Source organism: Sphingomonas lutea (genome assembly GCF_014396785.1).
GTDB lineage: Bacteria > Pseudomonadota > Alphaproteobacteria > Sphingomonadales > Sphingomonadaceae > Sphingomicrobium > Sphingomicrobium luteum.
The window spans coordinates 775,292-793,754 of the sequence record NZ_CP060718.1 but is presented as its reverse complement, the minus strand read 5'-3'; the positions used below and the strand labels follow the sequence as shown (position 1 = coordinate 793,754).

The 18,463-nt window shown below is 65.7% G+C and carries 17 protein-coding genes and 1 pseudogene; 8 read left to right on the top strand and 10 right to left on the bottom strand.

Going from position 1 to position 18,463, the window contains the following annotated elements:
• Positions 1 to 106: 106 nt before the first annotated feature.
• The 3 genes from H9L13_RS04145 to rpsM form a co-directional block, all read right to left on the bottom strand.
• The gene (locus tag H9L13_RS04145) at positions 107 to 1,177 is read right to left on the bottom strand and encodes a DNA-directed RNA polymerase subunit alpha (RefSeq protein ID WP_187539279.1); all 1,071 of its coding nucleotides are present in this window, start codon (positions 1,175 to 1,177) and stop codon (positions 107 to 109) included.
• Between the two features lie 85 nt (positions 1,178 to 1,262).
• Positions 1,263 to 1,652, bottom strand: coding sequence for a 30S ribosomal protein S11 (gene rpsK, locus H9L13_RS04140; RefSeq protein WP_116860794.1), 390 nt, complete (start codon positions 1,650 to 1,652; stop codon positions 1,263 to 1,265).
• A 51-nt stretch (positions 1,653 to 1,703) separates the two neighbouring features.
• Positions 1,704 to 2,072 (bottom strand): 30S ribosomal protein S13, encoded by a 369-nt coding sequence (rpsM, locus tag H9L13_RS04135; protein ID WP_187539277.1) that lies wholly within the window; start codon positions 2,070 to 2,072, stop codon positions 1,704 to 1,706.
• Positions 2,073 to 2,295: 223 nt separating this feature from the next.
• Between rpsM and H9L13_RS04130 the strand changes: the two genes are divergently transcribed.
• The 6 genes and pseudogenes from H9L13_RS04130 to H9L13_RS04105 all read left to right on the top strand — a co-directional run bounded on the left by H9L13_RS04130 (position 2,296) and on the right by H9L13_RS04105 (position 8,477).
• Entirely contained in the window at positions 2,296 to 3,219 is a 924-nt protein-coding gene (locus tag H9L13_RS04130) for a bifunctional riboflavin kinase/FAD synthetase (protein ID WP_187539275.1), read from the top strand.
• A 181-nt stretch (positions 3,220 to 3,400) separates the two neighbouring features.
• A pseudogene (ileS, locus tag H9L13_RS04125) lies at positions 3,401 to 6,348 on the top strand (isoleucine--tRNA ligase).
• 178 nt (positions 6,349 to 6,526) lie between these two features.
• Positions 6,527 to 7,030: a signal peptidase II gene (gene lspA / locus H9L13_RS04120; RefSeq protein WP_187539272.1), complete on the top strand. Its 504-nt coding sequence runs from the start codon at positions 6,527 to 6,529 to the stop codon at positions 7,028 to 7,030.
• Positions 7,023 to 7,433: a DUF3035 domain-containing protein gene (locus H9L13_RS04115; RefSeq protein ID WP_187539271.1), complete on the top strand. Its 411-nt coding sequence runs from the start codon at positions 7,023 to 7,025 to the stop codon at positions 7,431 to 7,433. The genes lspA and H9L13_RS04115 overlap by 8 nt, the downstream gene beginning before the upstream one ends.
• A gap of 25 nt (positions 7,434 to 7,458) precedes the next feature.
• Positions 7,459 to 8,010, top strand: coding sequence for a winged helix-turn-helix domain-containing protein (locus H9L13_RS04110; protein WP_187539269.1), 552 nt, complete (start codon positions 7,459 to 7,461; stop codon positions 8,008 to 8,010).
• Positions 8,011 to 8,117: 107 nt separating this feature from the next.
• Positions 8,118 to 8,477 (top strand): hypothetical protein, encoded by a 360-nt coding sequence (locus H9L13_RS04105; protein WP_187539267.1) that lies wholly within the window; start codon positions 8,118 to 8,120, stop codon positions 8,475 to 8,477.
• On the opposite strand, the gene sseA is transcribed toward H9L13_RS04105, so the two are convergent.
• Complete coding sequence (sseA, locus tag H9L13_RS04100; RefSeq protein WP_187540129.1) at positions 8,474 to 9,298, bottom strand: 3-mercaptopyruvate sulfurtransferase; 825 nt, start codon at positions 9,296 to 9,298, stop codon at positions 8,474 to 8,476. The two genes, H9L13_RS04105 and sseA, sit on opposite strands and share 4 nt — an antisense overlap.
• Positions 9,299 to 9,343: 45 nt before the next feature.
• Between sseA and queF the strand changes: the two genes are divergently transcribed.
• Positions 9,344 to 9,793, top strand: a complete 450-nt coding sequence (queF, locus tag H9L13_RS04095; RefSeq protein ID WP_187539265.1) for a preQ(1) synthase — start codon at positions 9,344 to 9,346, stop codon at positions 9,791 to 9,793.
• Here queF and H9L13_RS04090 read toward each other — a convergent pair.
• The 6 genes from H9L13_RS04090 to hflK form a co-directional block, all read right to left on the bottom strand.
• A complete protein-coding gene (locus H9L13_RS04090) occupies positions 9,790 to 11,766 on the bottom strand; it encodes an OPT family oligopeptide transporter (protein WP_187539263.1) in 1,977 nt (658 codons plus the stop codon). The two genes, queF and H9L13_RS04090, sit on opposite strands and share 4 nt — an antisense overlap.
• Positions 11,767 to 11,778: 12 nt before the next feature.
• Positions 11,779 to 12,174: a nuclear transport factor 2 family protein gene (locus tag H9L13_RS04085; RefSeq protein ID WP_187539261.1), complete on the bottom strand. Its 396-nt coding sequence runs from the start codon at positions 12,172 to 12,174 to the stop codon at positions 11,779 to 11,781.
• Positions 12,175 to 12,187: 13 nt separating this feature from the next.
• Positions 12,188 to 13,798: a helicase HerA-like domain-containing protein gene (locus H9L13_RS04080; RefSeq protein WP_187539259.1), complete on the bottom strand. Its 1,611-nt coding sequence runs from the start codon at positions 13,796 to 13,798 to the stop codon at positions 12,188 to 12,190.
• 73 nt (positions 13,799 to 13,871) lie between these two features.
• Complete coding sequence (locus H9L13_RS04075) at positions 13,872 to 15,302, bottom strand: Do family serine endopeptidase (RefSeq protein ID WP_342354488.1); 1,431 nt, start codon at positions 15,300 to 15,302, stop codon at positions 13,872 to 13,874.
• A 204-nt stretch (positions 15,303 to 15,506) separates the two neighbouring features.
• Complete coding sequence (gene hflC / locus H9L13_RS04070) at positions 15,507 to 16,343, bottom strand: protease modulator HflC (protein WP_187539257.1); 837 nt, start codon at positions 16,341 to 16,343, stop codon at positions 15,507 to 15,509.
• Positions 16,340 to 17,443 carry an FtsH protease activity modulator HflK gene (gene hflK, locus H9L13_RS04065; protein WP_187539255.1) on the bottom strand — a complete coding sequence of 368 codons (1,104 nt, stop codon included), beginning with the start codon at positions 17,441 to 17,443 and terminating at the stop codon, positions 16,340 to 16,342. The genes hflC and hflK overlap by 4 nt, the downstream gene beginning before the upstream one ends.
• A gap of 37 nt (positions 17,444 to 17,480) precedes the next feature.
• Between hflK and H9L13_RS04060 the strand changes: the two genes are divergently transcribed.
• Positions 17,481 to 18,452, top strand: a complete 972-nt coding sequence (locus tag H9L13_RS04060; protein WP_425326492.1) for an Mrp/NBP35 family ATP-binding protein — start codon at positions 17,481 to 17,483, stop codon at positions 18,450 to 18,452.
• Positions 18,453 to 18,463: the final 11 nt, after the last annotated feature.

Genomic DNA, 18,463 nt, shown 5'->3' with positions numbered 1-18,463 from the left:
CAACCCCCGACGGCACGCTTGGCTCCATTGCGTGGCATGCAACAAAAAGGGCCGCCCCTTCCGGAGCGGCCCTTCGAACTTCGGGAACCCTTGAAAAAACTCCGGACTAGCCGAGCATTTCCTGTTCCAGCTTCTTGGCCATTTCCTCGATATTCTCGGGTGGCCAGCCGGGGATGTCCATGCCGAGGCGCAGGCCCATCGAGGCCAGGACTTCCTTGATCTCGTTGAGGCTCTTGCGGCCAAAGTTCGGCGTCCGCAGCATCTCGGCCTCGGTCTTCTGGACGAGGTCGCCGATGTAGATGATGTTGTCGTTCTTGAGGCAGTTGGCCGAACGGACCGACAGCTCCAGCTCGTCGACCTTCTTGAGAAGATAGCGGTTGAGCTGGTTGGTGTCGGCCTGCGTTTCGACCGGCATCGCGGCGGTCGCGCCGATCATCGGCGACGGCGCCATGCGCACCTGGCTGTCGTCGAAGTGGACAAACAACTGCAGCTGGTCCTGAAGGATGCGCGCGGCATAAGCGAGCGCGTCTTCCGGGCTGACGGTGCCGTCGGTTTCGATCGTCAGGTTGAGCTTGTCGTAATCGAGCTCCTGTCCGACGCGGGTGTTCTCGACCTTGTACGCGACCTGGCGCACCGGCGAATAAAGCGCATCGACCGGGATCAGGCCGATCGGCGCGTCTGCCGGGCGGTTGGCGGCGGCGGGCTGGTAGCCTTTGCCGATGTCCGCGGTCAGCTCCATGTTGAGCGTCGCACCGTCGTCGAGGTGGCAGATGACGAGGTCGGGGTTGGTGACCTCGATGTCGCCCGCGGTGGCGATCATGCCCGCCGTGACTTCCGCCGGTCCGGTCGCGCTCAGGTGCAGCCGCTTGGGGCCTTCGCCTTCCATGCGCAGCGCGATCTGCTTGACGTTCAGCACGATGTCGGTGACGTCTTCGCGAACGCCCGCAAGGCTCGAGAATTCGTGGAGCACGCCGTCGATCTTGATCGAGGTGACGGCGGCGCCCTGGAGCGAGCTCAGCAGCACGCGGCGCAGCGAATTGCCGAGCGTCATGCCGAAGCCACGCTCGAGCGGCTCGGCGACGAAGACGGCGCGGCGGCGTGCATCGCCACCCGATTGCTTGCGCTCGAGCGCGTTGGGCTTCTTCAGTTCCTGCCAGTTCTTTGCGTTGACGGCCATGTTCATCCCTTGGCAGATAGAGGGCTAACCCTCTGTTTCTCTTACTTTTCTAACCTCGCTCAAAGTACCACTTTGAGCGAAACCCTTAGACTCTCCGGCGCTTGCTCGGCCGGACCCCATTGTGCGGGATCGGCGTGACGTCGCGGATCGAGGTGATCTGGAAGCCGACCGCCTGCAGCGCCCGAAGCGCGCTTTCGCGGCCCGAACCCGGACCCTTGACCTCGACCTCGAGCGTGCGGACGCCGTGGTCGGCGGCCTTCTTGCCGGCGTCCTCGGCCGCGACCTGCGCGGCATAGGGCGTCGACTTGCGGCTGCCCTTGAAGCCCATCATTCCCGCGCTCGACCAGGCAATCGCATTGCCCTGCGCGTCGGTGATGGTGATCATCGTATTGTTGAAGCTGGCGTTCACGTGGGCGACGCCGGCCGTGATATTCTTGCGTTCGCGCCTGCGAAGACGCTGCGGTGCCTGGGCCATTTACAAAATCCTACAATCTAAGCTGCTGCGAGCGGGCGGGAAGAAGCGTGCTTACTTCTTCTTGCCGGCGATCGGCTTGGCCTTGCCCTTGCGGGTGCGCGCATTGGTATGCGTGCGCTGGCCACGAACGGGGAGGCCCCGGCGGTGGCGAAGGCCGCGGTAGGACGCGAGGTCCATCAGCCGCTTGATGTTCATCGCGGTTTCGCGGCGGAGGTCGCCCTCGACGCTATGTTCGCGGTCGATCGTCTCACGGATGTGAAGGACTTCCTGGTCGGTCAGGTCCTGGACTCGCTTTTCCGGCGTGATGCCCAGCTTTTCCGTGATCTTCTTTGCCGTGGTGCGGCCGATTCCGTGAATGTAGGTCAGCGCGATTTCGACGCGCTTGTTGGTGGGGATATTGACCCCGGCAATACGAGCCATCTGTTATCCTTCTTCAGCTCCACAGGGCAGGCGTGCCCCATCTCGTCGCTAGAAAGCCCCGGAACCACCGCTTTTCGAAAACGAAAAACCGACGCGCGCACAGGTGCGCCGCCGGAAGCCGGTGGATCGGGATGGGTTGCAGATAAGAATGCGATCGGCGCGAGTCAAGCCGAAGCGCGCGGGATTTGCGGCGAGCGCATGCCGCCGATAGAGCCGCGCGGCAATGCAGCGGCTCACCCTAGATGGCGGCGTCCCCGAAAAGCTCAAGGGGGCGGTTCTCGCCCTCGGCAATTTCGACGGCTTCCACCTCGGCCACCAGGCGGTCGCTGGACGCGCGATCCAGCGCGGCTTCCACGAACGCAAGCCGGTCATCATCGCCACCTTCGATCCGCATCCCGTACGCCTGTTCAAGCCCGACGCCCCGCCCTTCCGCCTCACCACCCTCGACCAGCGCGAGCGCCTGTTCGCGCAGGCTGGCGCGGACGCCATGCTCGTCTTCACCTTCGACCGCGCGCTCGCAAGCACCAGCGCGGAAGATTTCGTCGGCGACATCCTCGCGCGGCAGATCGGCGCTGCCGGCGTCGTCACCGGCGACGACTTCACCTTCGGCAAGGGCCGCACCGGCAATGTCGACGTGCTGCGCGAATTAGGCGCGAAGCACGGCATCGCCGCCGAGGCCGTCGCGCCGGTCCTGTCCGATGTCGGCCGCATCTCCTCGGGCCGCATCCGCGAAGCGCTCGCCGCCGGAGACCTCGCCACCGCGACGCAGCTGATGACCCGCGATTTCGCGATCGAAGGCGTGGTCCAGCGCGGCGACCAGCGCGGCCGCACCCTCGGCTACCCCACCGCCAACCTCACCCTCGGCGACTACCAGCGCCCCCGTTACGGCATCTACGCCGTCCGCGTGACCCTCGATGACGGCAGCGAGCATCCCGGCGTCGCCAGCCTCGGCATCCGCCCCACCTTCGACCCCCCGACCGAACTGCTCGAAGCCCACATCTTCGATTTCGACGGCGACCTTTACGGCCGCACCATCGAAGTCGCCCTCCACGCCTTCCTTCGCGACGAAGCCAAGTTCGACACCCTCGAAGCCCTCACCGCCCAAATGCGCGAGGATGAAGCCGCGGCGCGCAAGCTTCTTACGTAACGCCGCGAAGCGGCAGGACAGAGGTCTTTCACGCCAAGACGCAAAGGCGCAAAGCGGGCGTAACAGCCTCAACCTCTTGGCGTCTTTGCGTCTTGGCGTGAAATCATCCGACGACCTTCGGCCACGCCAATCGCTCGCAGGTTTGCATTCATGCCAGCCACGCAGCTAGAGCGCCCGCCAAATGTCCGACGACACCCCCGCCAAACCCGATTACCGCTCGACCGTCTTCCTGCCCAAGACCGACTTTCCGATGAAAGCCGGCCTGCCGCAGAAGGAGCCGGCGATCCTTGCCCAATGGCAGGCGCAAGACCTCTACGGCCAGGTGCGCAAAGCCCGCACGGGCCGCGAGAAATTCATTCTCCACGACGGCCCGCCCTACGCCAATGGCGACATCCACATCGGCCACGCGCTCAACCGCACGCTCAAGGACATGGTCGTGCGCACCCAGACCCTGCTCGGCAAGGACGCGCCGTTCGTGCCCGGTTGGGACTGCCACGGCCTGCCGATCGAATGGAAGATCGAGGAGCAATATCGCAAGAAGAAGCTCAACAAGGATGAGGTGCCGGTCAAGGAATTCCGCGCCGAATGCCGCGCCTACGCCCAGCATTGGGTCGATGTGCAGCGCGAGCAGATCAAGCGCCTCGGCTGCACCGCGGACTGGGCCAACCCCTATCTCACGATGGCGTTCGACAGCGAGGCGACGATCGTCGGTGAGTTGATGAAGTTTGCGGAAAGCGGCCAGCTCTATCGCGGCGCAAAGCCGGTGATGTGGAGCCCGGTCGAGAAGACCGCGCTGGCCGAGGCCGAGATCGAATATGAGGACATTGTTTCGACCCAGATCGATGTCGCGTTCGAGATTGTCGAAAGCCCGATTCCCGAGCTGGTCGGCGCGCATGCGGTGGTGTGGACGACCACGCCTTGGACGATCCCGGTGAACCAGGGCATCGCGTACGGGCCCGACGTTGAGTACCGCCTTGTTCGTGTCGGCGACCCGAGCGGACACACAGATACGTCACTCCGTGACAAGATGTTGCTCGTAGGTGTCGATTTGATTGGGGTCGTGACCCAACGGCTGGGTTACAATCTCATCCCGATGCAGCAAGTGAGGGGCGCCGACCTCGCAGGCACCATCGCCCGCCACCCGATGCACCACCTCGGCGGCTTCTTCACCAAACCGCGCCCCTTTCTCCCCGGCGATTTCGTTACCACTGACCAGGGCACCGGCCTCGTCCACATGGCGCCTGACCATGGCGAGGATGATTTTGAGCTGTGCAAGGCGCACGGCATCGACCCCGTCTTCGCGGTCGAGGGCGACGGCAAGTATCGCGCCGACTGGCTCTGGCTCGGCGGCCAGGGCAGCGTCATCAACGCCAAGTTCAACGCCCCCGACGGCCCCATCTGCAGCGACTTGCGCGAAGCCGGCGCACTGCTCGCCGCGAGCGCGGACTTCCAGCACAGCTACCCGCATTCATGGCGGTCGAAAGCCAAGGTCATCTACCGCTGCACCCCGCAATGGTTCGTCGCGATGGATAAACCCATTGCCCCTCCACCGCCTGCGGCGGTCCCCCTCCCGAGGCAAGCTCGGGGAGGAATGAAGCCGCTGCAAATCCTCCCCCAGCTCGTCTGGGGGAGGGGGACCAAGCGCAGCTTGGTGGAGGGGCCACGCTCCGCCAGCTGGCCATGCAGGCCATCGCCGACACCCGCTTCGTCCCTGAAAAGGGCCGCAACCGCATCGGCAGCATGGTCGAAGGCCGCCCCGATTGGGTGCTCAGCCGCCAGCGCGCCTGGGGCGTCCCAATCGCCGTCTTCGTCGAGCGTAAGACCGGCCAGCTGCTCGTCGACGCTGAGGTGAACCAGCGCATCGTCGCCGCCATCCGCGACCAGGGCGTCGACGCCTGGGACGCCGACAACGCCGCCACCTTCCTCGGCGAAGGCCGCAACCCCGACGATTACGAGATGGTCACCGACATCCTCGATGTCTGGTTCGACAGCGGCTCGACCCACGTTTTCACGCTCGAAAGCGGCAAATGGCCCGACCAGCGCTGGCCCGCCGACCTCTACCTCGAAGGCTCCGACCAGCACCGCGGCTGGTTCCAGTCCTCGCTGCTCGAAAGCTGCGGCACGCGCGGCCGCGCTCCCTTTAACGCGGTGCTGACCCACGGCTTCACCATGGATTCCAAGGGCATGAAAATGTCCAAGAGCCTGGGCAACACCATCGACCCGTTGAAGGTGATGGAGACCAACGGCGCGGACATCATCCGCCTGTGGGCGCTGTCGGTCGATTTCACCGAGGACCATCGCATCGGCGATGAAATCCTGAAGGGCGTCGCCGACCAATATCGCAAGCTGCGCAACACCTTCCGCTATTTGCTCGGCGCGCTTGATGGGTTCGGCGAGGACGAGCGGGTCGAGGTCGAAGCGATGCCCGAGCTCGAGCGCTACATGCTCCATCTCGCCGCCGAGCTCGACGCCAAGCTTCGCCAGGCGGTCAACGACTTCGATTTCAACACCTACGTCCGCGCGCTGACAGACTTCTGCAACGAGGATCTGTCGGCCTTCTATTTCGATATCCGCAAGGACGTCCTCTACTGCGAAATCAACGCCGAAACCGGCGTCCAAACCGATAAGCGCCGCGCCTACCGCACCGTCCTCGACACCCTGTTCCACGCACTGGTCCGCTGGGCCGCGCCGGTGCTGGTGTTCACCAGCGAGGAAGTATGGGGCACGCGCTATCCCGATGGCGGATCGGTGCATCTGCTCGAATGGCCAACCCTCCGTCATCCCGGCGCAGGCCGGGACCCAGCGGAACAGGAGAATCTGGGCCCCGGCCTTCGCCGGGATGACGATTGGGCGAAACTCCGCGCCCTGCGTGCCCAGGTCACCGAAGCCATCGAGCCCCTTCGCCGCGACAAAATCATCAGGTCGAGCCTCGAAGCCGAGGTCACTCTCCCGGAATCGGGCGATCCCGAGCTTCTCGCCGAACTGTTCATCACGTCGACCGTCCACAAAGGCGATTGGGCAGTCACAAAAAGCGACAACCACAAATGCGGCCGCTGCTGGCGCCTCCTTCCGGAAGTGACCGAAGACGGCGACCTGTGCGGTCGCTGCGCAGACGTGCTTGCGGCCTGAGCTCTCCTAACAAAATCCTGTCCTACAGCGAGGCAAATGTGCAACGTCGCCCGATGGCTGAATCGAATATCGCGAAGGTCACACATTTGCGCGCCGAAAGCGCGCTGTTCCCGACCGTAGCCGCAGTACCGCACATGCGCTTGGACGCGACCTTTGTGACCTTTGGCGGGGGCCGCCCATGACCCGCTATCGCCTCGGGTTCGCGGTCGCCTTCGCGGTGTTCGCCTTCGACCAGCTGACCAAATGGATCGTCACCGGTCCGCTCGGCATCGACCAGCTTGGCGACCAGCTCGTCATCCTACCCATCTTTGCGCTCACCTATGTCGAGAACAACGGCATCTCGCTCGGCCTGCTGAACGCCACCAACGAGGTCGGCCGCTGGATGCTGGTCGCGCTGACCAGCGCGATCGCGGTCGGCGTCGCCATCTGGATCGGACGGGAAAAGAACCGCATCGACCAGGCCGCGCTCGGGCTGGTGCTCGGCGGCGCGCTGGGCAACATCCTCGATCGCATCCGCCACAGCTTCGTGGTCGATTTCGCCGATCTTCACTTCGGGGACTTTCGTCCCTTCCTCGTCTTCAACGTCGCCGATGCTGCGATCAGCATCGCCGTTGTGATATTGTTGCTGCGCGCGTTCCTCACCCGTAAAGAGGGCGCCAAGGAGACTGCCGAACATGCGTAATGCCTTTTCCGCCCTCGTTCTGGGCGCCGCCGCGATCTCGACCGCGGGCTGCGCGTCGCTCACCGGCCGCCAGGCCGCGCCGGACGAATTCGCTGTCGCCCGCAACGCGCCGCTGATCATTCCGCCCGATTACACGCTGGCGCCGCCGGTCGCCGGAACGGTGACCACCACCAACGATGTCCAGCAGCAGGCGATCGACGCCATCTTCGGCGGCCCCGCGCCGCGCAGCATGGGCGAAATGAGCTTGCTCGACCAGGCCGGACGCGACAGCGCGCAGATCGGCATTCGCTCGACAGCCTGGGACCCCGATACGCGTATCGTCGACAAGGGCCCGGTGACGCTGTCGATCCTGGCGGTGCCGGAAAGCAATTCCGAGGTCGCCTCGGCCCAGATTCAGCAGTAAGCACGAGAGCGGGGGCTCCGTCGCCATGGCTCAAGATACGGTTTCCGCACGGCTCGTCGAAGTCGAATCCATGCTCGACCGCTCGCGCCGTCGGTTCGAGGAGGGCACCCGCCTGGTTGATGAAGCCCACAAGATCCTGGGCGAGCTTCAGCAGGCGCTGATCGGCAGCCCGCGCAGCATGTCGCCCGAAGACAGCGAAGAAGCGGCCTCGCGTCTGCTCGCCTCGCTCAAGGCCAGCGGCGGCGACATGCCGCCCACCCTGTGCGGCGGCCGCCTCGCGGTCGACCAGGTGCAGCGGCTGATCCGCATCGACGGGCATCCGATCGGCATCACCGAAATGGAATATCGCGTGCTCGAATTGCTCGCCTTCGCGCGCAACAATGTCGTCACCCGCGCAATGCTCTTGAAGCACCTCTACCGCCGCGCCGACGACCAGCCGCAGCCCAAGATCATCGACGTCTTCATTTCCAAGCTGCGCAAGAAATTGCGCAATGCCAGTGGCGGCGCCGAATTCATCGAAACGATCCCCCAGCGCGGCTGGATCCTGCGCGACATCGACGCAAACAGCGGCGCGTAAAACATCCCTCCCTGCAGTTGCAGGGGAGGGGGACCGCCGAAGGCGGTGGAGGGGTTCTTCGCCGAGGATTCACAAATTCCTAACCCTGCGGCGGTTAGCCCGGAGCAATGCTGCACCTGGTCCCGGATTTCGCCCCGCAACCTCGCCCCGAGCCGTACGCCGAGGCCGTGTCGCGGCTGGCAAGCATCCGCCATGCCCTGCGCCTGGTCGACAACCACGCCGGTGGCCCCGCCCCGGACCTCGACCAGGACGCCAAGATCGCCGCGGTGTGGGATGAGGCGGGGCCAGCGAAGCAGCGCTGCTTCGATGCCCGCTCCAGCCGCATCGTCGGCGCCACCGCTGCCGGGGTCGAGGCGCTGCTGGTCGAACGCGAAGCGGGCCGCATGCCCCATGCCGAAGCCAGCCGCGAGCTGGTCGACCAGATCCGCCGCGAACTCGCCGAGGTGGCGCGGGTCGTCCTCGCTTAAGCCGGGCCGAGCGCCTTGGGCGTCTCGGGATCACTGCCCCACTCGCTCCAGCTGCCGTCATAAAGCTTGGCCGAATCGTTGCCGAGCAAGTGCGCCGCAAAGATCAGGCTGTTGGCCGTAACCCCCGAACCGCAGCTGGCGACGAACGGCGCCGCCGGGTCGACCCCCGCTTCGGCGAACAGGCGGCGAAGCTCCGCGACCGGCTTGAACGTCCCGTCGTCATTGTACAGCGCGGCATACGGCAGGTTCCGCGCTTCAGGGACATGGCCCGGCGCAACCCCGGGCCGCGGGTCGGGCTCGCTCCCCTCGAAGCGCGCCTTGCCCCTGGCGTCGAGCAGCGCCGCTGCACTTGGGACCTCGGCCTTGGCGACGACATCGGGCCGCACCACCGCTTCGAACCGCGCCGCTCGAGCCGTGGGGTCGCCGCCCTCGACCGTCCGACCCTCGGCAACCCATTTCTGCATCCCGCCGTCGAGGATTGCGACGTCACTGGCGCCGAAATGGCGAAGCATGAACCAGCCCCGCGCCGCCGTCCGCAGCGGCGAATTGTCGTACACCACGATGCGGTCGCCCGCGCCGATCCCCAGCCGCCCCATCGCCGCACCGAAGTCTTCGGCGGCCGGCAGCATATGTGGCGCGGGATGGGATCTGTCGGACAGCGCATCGATGTCCAGGAACACCGCGCCGGGAATGTGGGCTGCACGATATTCGTCCCGGCCGCTGCGCCCCGTCGCCGGCATGTGCCAGCTGGAATCGACGACCCGCAGGTCCAAGTCAGCAAGATGCTGCGCCAGCCATTCGGTGGAAACGAGCGAGTCCATGTGCACAGGATAGGCGGCAGGGGTCGCCCCTGCTAGTTGCAGCGCATGGTTGAAACGACCCACCTCGGCAAATCCTCAGCGCTGCCTGCTTCGCCGGACGCGGCGGTGCTGGACTACGTCCCGAACCCGCGGCGCGGCGCGCTTTACCTGGTGCGCTTCGCGGCGCCGGAGTTCACCTCGCTGTGCCCCGTCACCGGCCAGCCCGACTTTGCGCACCTCGTGATCGACTATGCCCCGGACGCGACGATCGTCGAAAGCAAGAGCCTGAAGCTGTTCCTGGGCAGCTTCCGCAACCATTGCGGGTTCCACGAAGATGTGACCGTCGGCATCGGCCAGCGGCTCGCCGAGGAGATGAAGCCCAAGTGGCTGCGCGTCGGCGGCTATTGGTATCCCCGCGGCGGAATGCCGATCGACGTCTTCTGGCAGAGCGGCCCGGCGCCCGATGGGCTGTGGCTCCCCGACCAAGGGGTCGCGCCCTACCGCGGGCGGGGCTAGGCGGGTAGCGGCTCCGCGGCGCGGCGGCGGGTCCACCCATAGAGGCCGACGATCGCCCCCGCGAAGACGAGAATCCCGACGGGCATCTGCCACGGCCCAACCTCGATGAGGGCCAGCACTTCGGGGTTGTCCGACCCCGCGACAAGACCGGCAAACACGACGTTGAACAAGCTGTCGCCGACGATCAGGCCGGTCGCGGCAAGCACACCCATGCGTTCGGCAAAGCCCGGGTTCGGCTGCCGCGCGGCCCAGCGGTTGTAGATGTGGCCGAGTACCGCACCGACGATGATCAGCGCCGTAACCGCAAACGGCAGATAGATTCCCATGCCGACTGCCAGCGGCGGAAGCGACGCGCGCTTGCCCCGGCGAAGCACTTCATCGACCAAGATGGTAAGCACGCCGAGCGCGGCCCCGATCCCGATCAGGTCCCACGCCAGCGTGCGGCCGAGAACGCCTTGCGCGATGGTCGAAATTAACGCGGCCTGCGGCGCCGCCAGGGCACCCTCGCCGGCACCGGGTGCACCGGCAAAACCGAACGTCTCGTTCAAAAGGTTCAGCACCGGCGGAATGACCAATGCGCCGAAGATCACGCCCAGCACCAGCGACACCTGCTGCCGCCACGGCGTAGCGGCCACCAGCTGACCGGTCTTCAAGTCCTGGAGATTGTCGTTGGAGATGGTCGCAATGCCGAACACCAGCGCAGTGACGAACAGCGCAAATGCGATCAGCGCCTGGGTTGAATCGCCGTCGACTGCCGGGAACAATGCGGCCAGCAATAGAGAAATACCCAGAACGGCGAGGATTCCGACCCCGGAGATCGGACTGTTGGAGGCGCCAATGAGGCCCGCCATGTAGCCGCACACCGCAGCGATCAGCACGCCTGCAACAAGGATGTAGAGAACACTGACGATCAGCGTGCTCGTCGCCGCTCCAGAGATCGGCGCAACATTGCCGAAAGCCGCGAGCAACGCCGCGATCGGCACCATCGACAGCAGGATGGTGCCGCCGACGATGGTGATCGGCAGGTCGCGCTCGGTGATCGGTAGGCTCGCATTGCCGGCTTCGCGGCGGGCCCGGTTGGCGGCGAGCGCGTCCTTGAGGCCACGCGTGATCGGACCAAGAACCTTCAGCAGAGTCCAAATTGCAGCCACGCCGATTGTCCCGGCGCCAACCAGGCGGACCTTTTCGCGAAAGATGGTCGCGACGAAATCGCCAAGTTCAATCCCGGGCGGCGACCCACCGGCGGTGAAGATCGGCAGCAGGATGAGGTAGCCGACGATGACGCCGGCGAGCATCGCCAGACCAACTGCAAGTCCGATCAAGTGGCCGACGCCAATATACGCCAACGACAGGCCGGCGGTGAGCGTCGTCGCCCCGGTGCCGATGCGGAAGGTCGTCGAGGCTTCCTCCGCGAAGAAGCGCATCTTGGCGAGCAGCACGTAGCCGGACGCAACCGCCGCGCCGAGCGAGATGGCCGAGAGGCCCCGCTTATTCTCTTCTGCTCCGCCGACCGCAGCGCCGACCTTGAGAACCTCCGCGGCGGCGACGCCCTCGGGGTAAGGCAGCGTCGAACCTGTCACAAGGGCACGGCGCAGGGGCACCGAGTACATCACGCCAAGGATTCCGCCGATCGCAATCACCGCGACCGACAGCCAGTACGGAAAGCCGGTCCACCAGCCGACCATGATCAGGCCAGGAAGGACGAAGACGATCGCGCTCAGCGTCCCCGCCGACGAGGCGATCGTCTGGACGATGTTGTTTTCCTGAATGGTCGTATCCCGAAACGCCTTCAACACGGCCATCGAGATCACCGCGGCGGGGATCGAGGTCGCAAAGGTGAGGCCGGCGCGAAGCCCGAGATAGACATTGGCGGCGGTGAACACAAGGGTGATGAGCGCGCCAAGGACGATCCCGCGCAGCGTCAGCTCATTGATGTCATCCCGCGGCCGCAGGATTCGAACGTCTGTTGCCATGATCGGCCTTTCTTAGCCCCAATCCCCTCCCGGCGCCGGGGTGGAGTGGCGCCGCAATGCGCGCCAACGGCCCTCGTCGAGCACCCAGACGTCGGTCAGCAGCACGCAATCCTCAATCACGCGATTGAGATATTTCAGCCGCCATTTGGCTTGCACCGTCCCGATCATGACGTGATCGAGCACCGTCGCGTCCCGAACGACCAGGTCGATGTCATGCACATCGCGGCGCTCGATCGCGTCGAGCCATTCGTCGCGGTGCATCATGAACGGCCCACTCGACCGCGTCCCGATCAAGGTGAAGTCGGGATGGACCAAGGTCCGCAGCCGATCGAGGTCCTTGCTGCATAAAGCGTCGCGCCATTCGGCTTCGAGCGCTTCGATGAGTTCGCAAGACTTATTCCTGGCCACAGGTGCTTTCCCGTCAGCGACCGCGGAACAAGCCGCCGAGGATCCCGCGCAGGATCTGGTTGCCGAGTTGGCGCCCAACCGAGCTTGCGGCGGCGCGCGTTGCCGATTGAATCACCTTGTCGGTCATCGACGGCTTAGCCGCCTCGCGCCGGGCCCGGGCATCGGCCTGATCCTGCTGGCGCTGGCGTTGCGCGTCGAGCCGCTCCTGCTCGCGCTGAAGCTTCAGGCGCTCGCGTTCGGCCGCGGCGTCAGCCTTGGCCTGCTCGGCCGCCTGGCGGTCGGCATCGGTCTTGGCCTGCGCCGCCGCGCTCGCCGCAGCAGCCTCGGCCGACTTCGCGGCGAGCATCTCCTGCGCGGAATCGCGGTCAAGCGCTGCATCGTAGCGGTTGCCGATCTCGTCGGTGCTGAGCAGAACCTGCCGCTCTTGATCGGTCAGCGGGCCGACACGTGACGAGGGCGGCTTGATCAATGTCCGCTGCACCGGCGAGGGCGAGCCATCGGGCTGCAGTAGAGAGACCAAGGCCTCGCCAATCTTGAGCTCGGTGATCGCGCTGGGGACGTCGATCTCGGGATTGGGGCGGAAGGTGTCGGCGGCGGCGCGCACCGCCTGCTGGTCGCGCGGGGTGAAGGCGTTGAGCTTGTGCTGGATGCGGTTGTTGAGCTGCGCGGCGACCGTGTCCGGAATATCGATCGGGTTTTGCGTGATGAAATAGACGCCGACACCCTTGGAGCGGATGAGGCGCACGACCTGCTCGACCTTTTCGGTCAGCGCCGGGGGCGCGTCGTTGAACAGCAGATGCGCTTCATCGAAGAAGAAGCAGAGCTTGGGCTTGGGCACGTCGCCGATCTCGGGAAGCTGCTCGAACAGTTCGGACAGCAGCCACAGCAGGAAGGTCGAATAGAGGCGCGGGGACGCCATCAACTTGTCCGCGGCGAGGATGTTGACCACCCCGCGCGCGCTGTCGTCGATCTTGAGGAAGTCCTCGAGCTCAAGTGCTGGTTCGCCGAAGAAATGGTCGCCACCCTGGCTGCGCAGTTGCAGCAGCGAGCGCTGGATCGCGCCGACCGACGGCTTCGACACATTACCGTACTCAAGCGTCAATTCGTCCGCCCGCTCCCCGACGTTGACGAGCATCGCCTGCAGGTCGTCGAGATCGACCAGCGTCAAGCCTTCCTTGTCGGCGACGTGAAAGGCGATCGTCAGCACGCCTTCCTGGACCTCGTTGAGGTTCATCAGCCGCGCAAGCAGCAGCGGCCCCATCTCGGTCGCGGTGGTGCGGATGGGGTGCCCCTGCTCCCCAAACAAATCCCATAGCTGCACCGGCGAATCGCAATATTGCCAGCCGGCGTAACCAATGTCCTGCGCGCGCGCGGCGAAGATCTCGTGCGTCTTGGATGTGGGGGACCCGGCCATCGCCAGCCCGGCGAGGTCGCCCTTCACGTCGGCAACGAACGTCGGAACGCCAACCGCGGAAAAGCCTTCGACGATGCCCTGGAGCGTAACGGTCTTGCCGGTGCCGGTGGCGCCGGCGATGAGGCCGTGGCGGTTGGCGCGCGTGAGTTCGAGTTGCTGGGGGTTGGCGCCGCCGCTGGCCGCGCCGATGAAAATCCCAGTGTCGCTCATATGCCGGTCACCTCGCCGGCCCACTTTGCCGACGAGGCGCCCAAGCGCAAGCCAAACCTAGAGAAGCGTCGCGTCAGCGCCCGCTAATGTCGATCCCGAAGAAGCCTTCCGGCCCGTTCCCGCGCCGAACCAGCAGCAGCACGCTGCTGCGGCCCGCACGGCGCGCCGTTTCCACCGCGGCGACGACATCCGACGGCGCGCGCACCGGCGTGTTGTTGATCGAAACGATCAGGTCGCCGCGCTGCAGTCCTTCCTCGGCGGCATCGCTGCCGGGCTCGACCGCGGTGACGATCACGCCGCGCGCATCTGCCGGAAGATTGGCCGCGCGCGCCAGTTCGGGGGTGAGCGCGGCAAGGCCCAGGCCCAGCGCGCGTTGCGGTGTCACCGTGCCCGGCGCGGTCCCGCCTGGCGGTGTCGCTCCGCCGCCGCCGATCTGCGCCAGCTGCTCTTCGGTCGGGCGCTGGCCGACGGTGACGGTTACAGTCTGTCGACGTCCGCCGCGAATGATGTCGAGCGGCACGCGCGAGCCGACCGGCGTGTTGGCGATCAGGTAGGACACGGTTTCCTCGGGCGAGACGGCCTTGCCGCCGACGCGGAGGATGACATCGCCTTGCTGCAGGCCGGCACGGGCAGCCGGGCCATCGGGCACGACCGAGCGCACGATTTCACCCGTATCCTTGGGCAAGCCGAGCGACGGGGCGAGGCTTTCGTCGAGCGGCTGAAGACCGACGCCGAGATACCCACGCTGCGGGCGCTGGCCGCGCATCAGCGAATCAATCACCGGCTTGGCAAGCTCGGCCGGAATGGCGAGGCCGATGCCCACCGACGCGCCAGTCGGCGAGATCAGCGCCGAATTGACGCCAATGACGTTGCCGTTGAGGTCGAACATCGGACCGCCGCTATTGCCCATGTTGATGGACGCGTCCGTCTGGATGTAGCGGTCGTACGCCCCGACACCGGTGATTCCGCGGTGCAGCGCGGAAATGATGCCCGCGGTGACGGTGCCGCCAAGGCCGTAGGGATTGCCGATCGCAAGCACCCAGTCGCCGACCCGCGCGCGGGCGCTGTCGCCCCATTGCACGAACGGCAGGTTGCGGCCGTCGATCTTGAGCACGGCAAGGTCCGACGTCGCGTCGCGGCCAACGATGCGCGCGGTGAATTCGCGGCGGTCGGGAAGCGTGACGGTAACGGTATCGACCGTGCCCTGGCCGCCGGCGCCCTGGATCAGGTGGTTGTTGGTGACGACATAGCCGTCGGCGGAAATGATGAAGCCCGATCCAAGCGAGCCAGTTTCGCGCGTGCGACCCTGGCCCTGGCCCTGACCGCCCGGCCCCGGCGACTGACCGCCGGGCGGCTGGGTCGGATCGAAGCGGCGGAAGAATTCCTCGAACGGATCGCTTTGCGTGCGGACAGGCACCCGCTGCTTGGTCGAAATGTTGACGACCGCCGGCTGCAGCCGCGCTGACAGATCGGCGAAGGACATCGGCGCACCGCGCGGCGCCATGTTGGCCGGCGCATTCTGCGCGACCTGCGCGCCAGCTTCACCCGTCGCTAGCGAAAATGTCGTCCCCCAAGCAGCAGGGCCATGGCGACCCCATAGGCGTAGCGCACTTTTCCGGACTCCTTCGACAAGTTCGATACTCCATCAATTTGGGCTGGACGCAATGGGATATGTCGCCGCGGACTGAACGCTCTTTGAACAGCTCGATCAGCGCGAACGTCCAGAGAATTCCTTCAGGAAGTCGTTATCCGGCGACAAAATGATGGTAGTCGCCCCTGGCCGCTCATTTCCATCGCCGATGAACGTCGTCTCGTACGACTGCATCGCGCGATAGAATTCGTAGAAATCGGCGTCCTTGCCGAAACTCTGGGCATAGACACGTGCCGCTTCGGCATCCGATTCCGCGCGAATGATCTGCGCCCGCTTGGCGCCTTCGGCACGGATCGACCGCGCTTCCTGCTCGCGATCGGTGCGCATCCGGTCGAACGCGGACTGGAGCGGGGTGCCGTCGGGCAGATCCGCCTTCTTGATGCGCACATCGATGATTTCCGCGCCATATTGCCGCGCGACACGATCGAGCCCGCGGCGGACATTTTCCATCACGCCCTGGCGTTCGGGCGACAGGAGTTCGGCGAAGCGGCGCTTGCCAAGCTCATTGCGGAGTTCCGAACCGAGGATCGGGCGCAGCGCATCGCTGACCCGGTCCTCACTCCGCGCGCTGATGTACATGCGCAGCGGATCGACGATGCGGTAGCGGGCAAAGGCGTCGACCTCGAGCCGGCGCTGGTCGGTCGACAGAACCTGCTGACGGTCCATGTCGACGTCGAGGACTCGCTTGTCGATCCACACCACGTTTTCCGCGAAGGGAATGCGCCAGTTGATTCCGGCGGTGGTGTTGCCGAGGATGCGGTCGGGCTTGCCGAAGCGGACGATGACGGCCTGCTTGGTTTCCGGAACGATGAGGAAGCTGCTGAACAGAATGAACAGCAGCAGCAGTGCCGTGACGCCGGCGACCATTGGACGAGCGCGAAGGAAAGCGATCATTGATTGGCCCCTTGCGGCTGCGACTTCTGGACTTGCGGCAGCGGCAGATAGGGCGTCACGCCCGGCGTTTCGACGATCGTCTTGTCGACCTTCTTGAGCACGCGCTCCATCGTTTCATAATACATCCGGCGGCGCGTGACTTCGGGCGCCAGGCGATATTCCTCATACACCTTGTCGAACGCCGCGGCCTCGCCCTGGGCTTTCTGGGTCAGCTGAGTGGCATAGGCATTGGCCTGGTTGATGTAGCTTTGCGCCTGCTGCTGGGCAGCGGTCACATCCTTGAACGCCTCGTTGACCGCGGCCGGCGGATCGGCCTGCTTGATCGCCACGCCCTGGATCGAAATGCCCGCGCCATAGGCATCGAGCACGCGCTGCATCACTTCCTGCACCTGTGATTCGATAAGGCCGCGCGATTCGCCCATCGCCTGGTCGAGCGTGACCCGGGCGACGACCGCGCGCATCGCGCTTTCGGCGACCTCGCGGATGGTCTCGTCCGGCTGTGCGAGCTCGAACAGATATTGCTCCGGATCGCGGATGTTCCAGCGCACCGAATAAGCGATGTCGATAATGTTCTGGTCGCCAGTCAGCATCAAGGTTTCGGTGTTGGACGCGCCGAGATCGATGTTGCGGATGTTTTCGACATCGATCTTGTTCACGCGGTTGATCGGCGAAGGCATGGTGAAGCCGACGCCGGGGCCGAGCGTATGGCTGTAGCGCCCGAATTGCGTCACGACCCCGCGCTGCCCCGGCGAGATCACATGCATCGAGGTGAACAATAGCCAAGCCACCACGAAGGCGATGATGGCCCAGGTGATCAGCGGCCGGTCGGGGCGCCCAAAGCCTCCACCTCCGGCACCGCCGCCGCCGCCAAAGCGGGCACGGCTGCGCTGCACGAAATCGTCGAACGATGTGACGTTACCCGGCGTGTTGAGCGAACCACGGCGGCGGCGCGGGGGATTGGACGGGCCGCCCCAGGGGCCTCCCTTGTCCTCGCTCGACGGCGGTTCGCTGGAACCACCGTCCTCAGTCGGTCCCCAGGGACCCTTATTGTCGGCGAACAGGCCGCGAATGCGCCCGCCCCACCCCATGAGAATGTTCATCGCTGACAACTATAGGAAGGCCAAAGCGCGAAAAACAGTGGCAAGCCGCAAGTTGGCGCTTATCTCCCGCCCGGTGAGCGATCGAGCCGCCCTCCCCCACCCTGAGCGCATCCGTTCGCACCGCGTCGCGGACGGGGTCGCGACGATCATCGCCGACGCCAGCGGCCTCAGCCAAAGCGAGGCAAAATCGCTGGAGGACGACCTCCGTACCGCAGCGCTTGCGCAGGCCGGCGTGACCGAGGCACGCGTCGCGCTGACCGCCGCCCAGCCGAGCCGCACCCTCATCGCGATCGGCAGCGGCAAGGGCGGCGTCGGCAAGTCGACCGTCTCCGCCAACCTCGCCGTGGCGCTGGCGCGGATGGGCAAGAAGGTCGGACTGATCGACGCCGACGTCTATGGCCCATCGCAGCCGACCCTGCTCGGCACCGATGCCAAGCCGACGGCGGAAAACGACCAGCTGATCCCGGTCAGCGCGCACGGCCTCAAGTTCCTGTCCTTGGGCCAGTTGGTATCGCCCGGTCACGCGCTGGCCTGGCGCGGGCCGATGGCCACGGGCGCGCTCGCCAAGCTGGTGGAAGCCGATTGGTCGGACGCCGAGTTGCTGCTGGTCGACCTGCCGCCCGGGACCGGCGACGTGCAGTTGTCGCTCATTCAAAAATCGCGGCCCGCCGGGGCCGTCATCGTATCGACCCCGCAAGACCTGTCACTGATCGACGCGCGGCGCGCGGTCGACCTGTTCAACAAGATGAGCGTGCCCGTGCTGGGGATCATCGAGAATATGGCGACCTATGCCTGCCCGCATTGCGGCGAGGCTTCGCATCCTTTCGGCACCGGCGGCGCCGAGGCGGCGGCGGCGGAAATGGGCGTGCCTTTTCTGGGACGCTTGCCGTTGTCGATCGCTATCGGCGAGGAATCCGACGCCGGCCGCCCGCCCGCCGCCGGCGCGGGTCCGGACAGCGATGCCTTCGCGGCAATCGCGACGAAACTGTTGGCCGCCGTGACGCATTGAGCGCTGGTGAA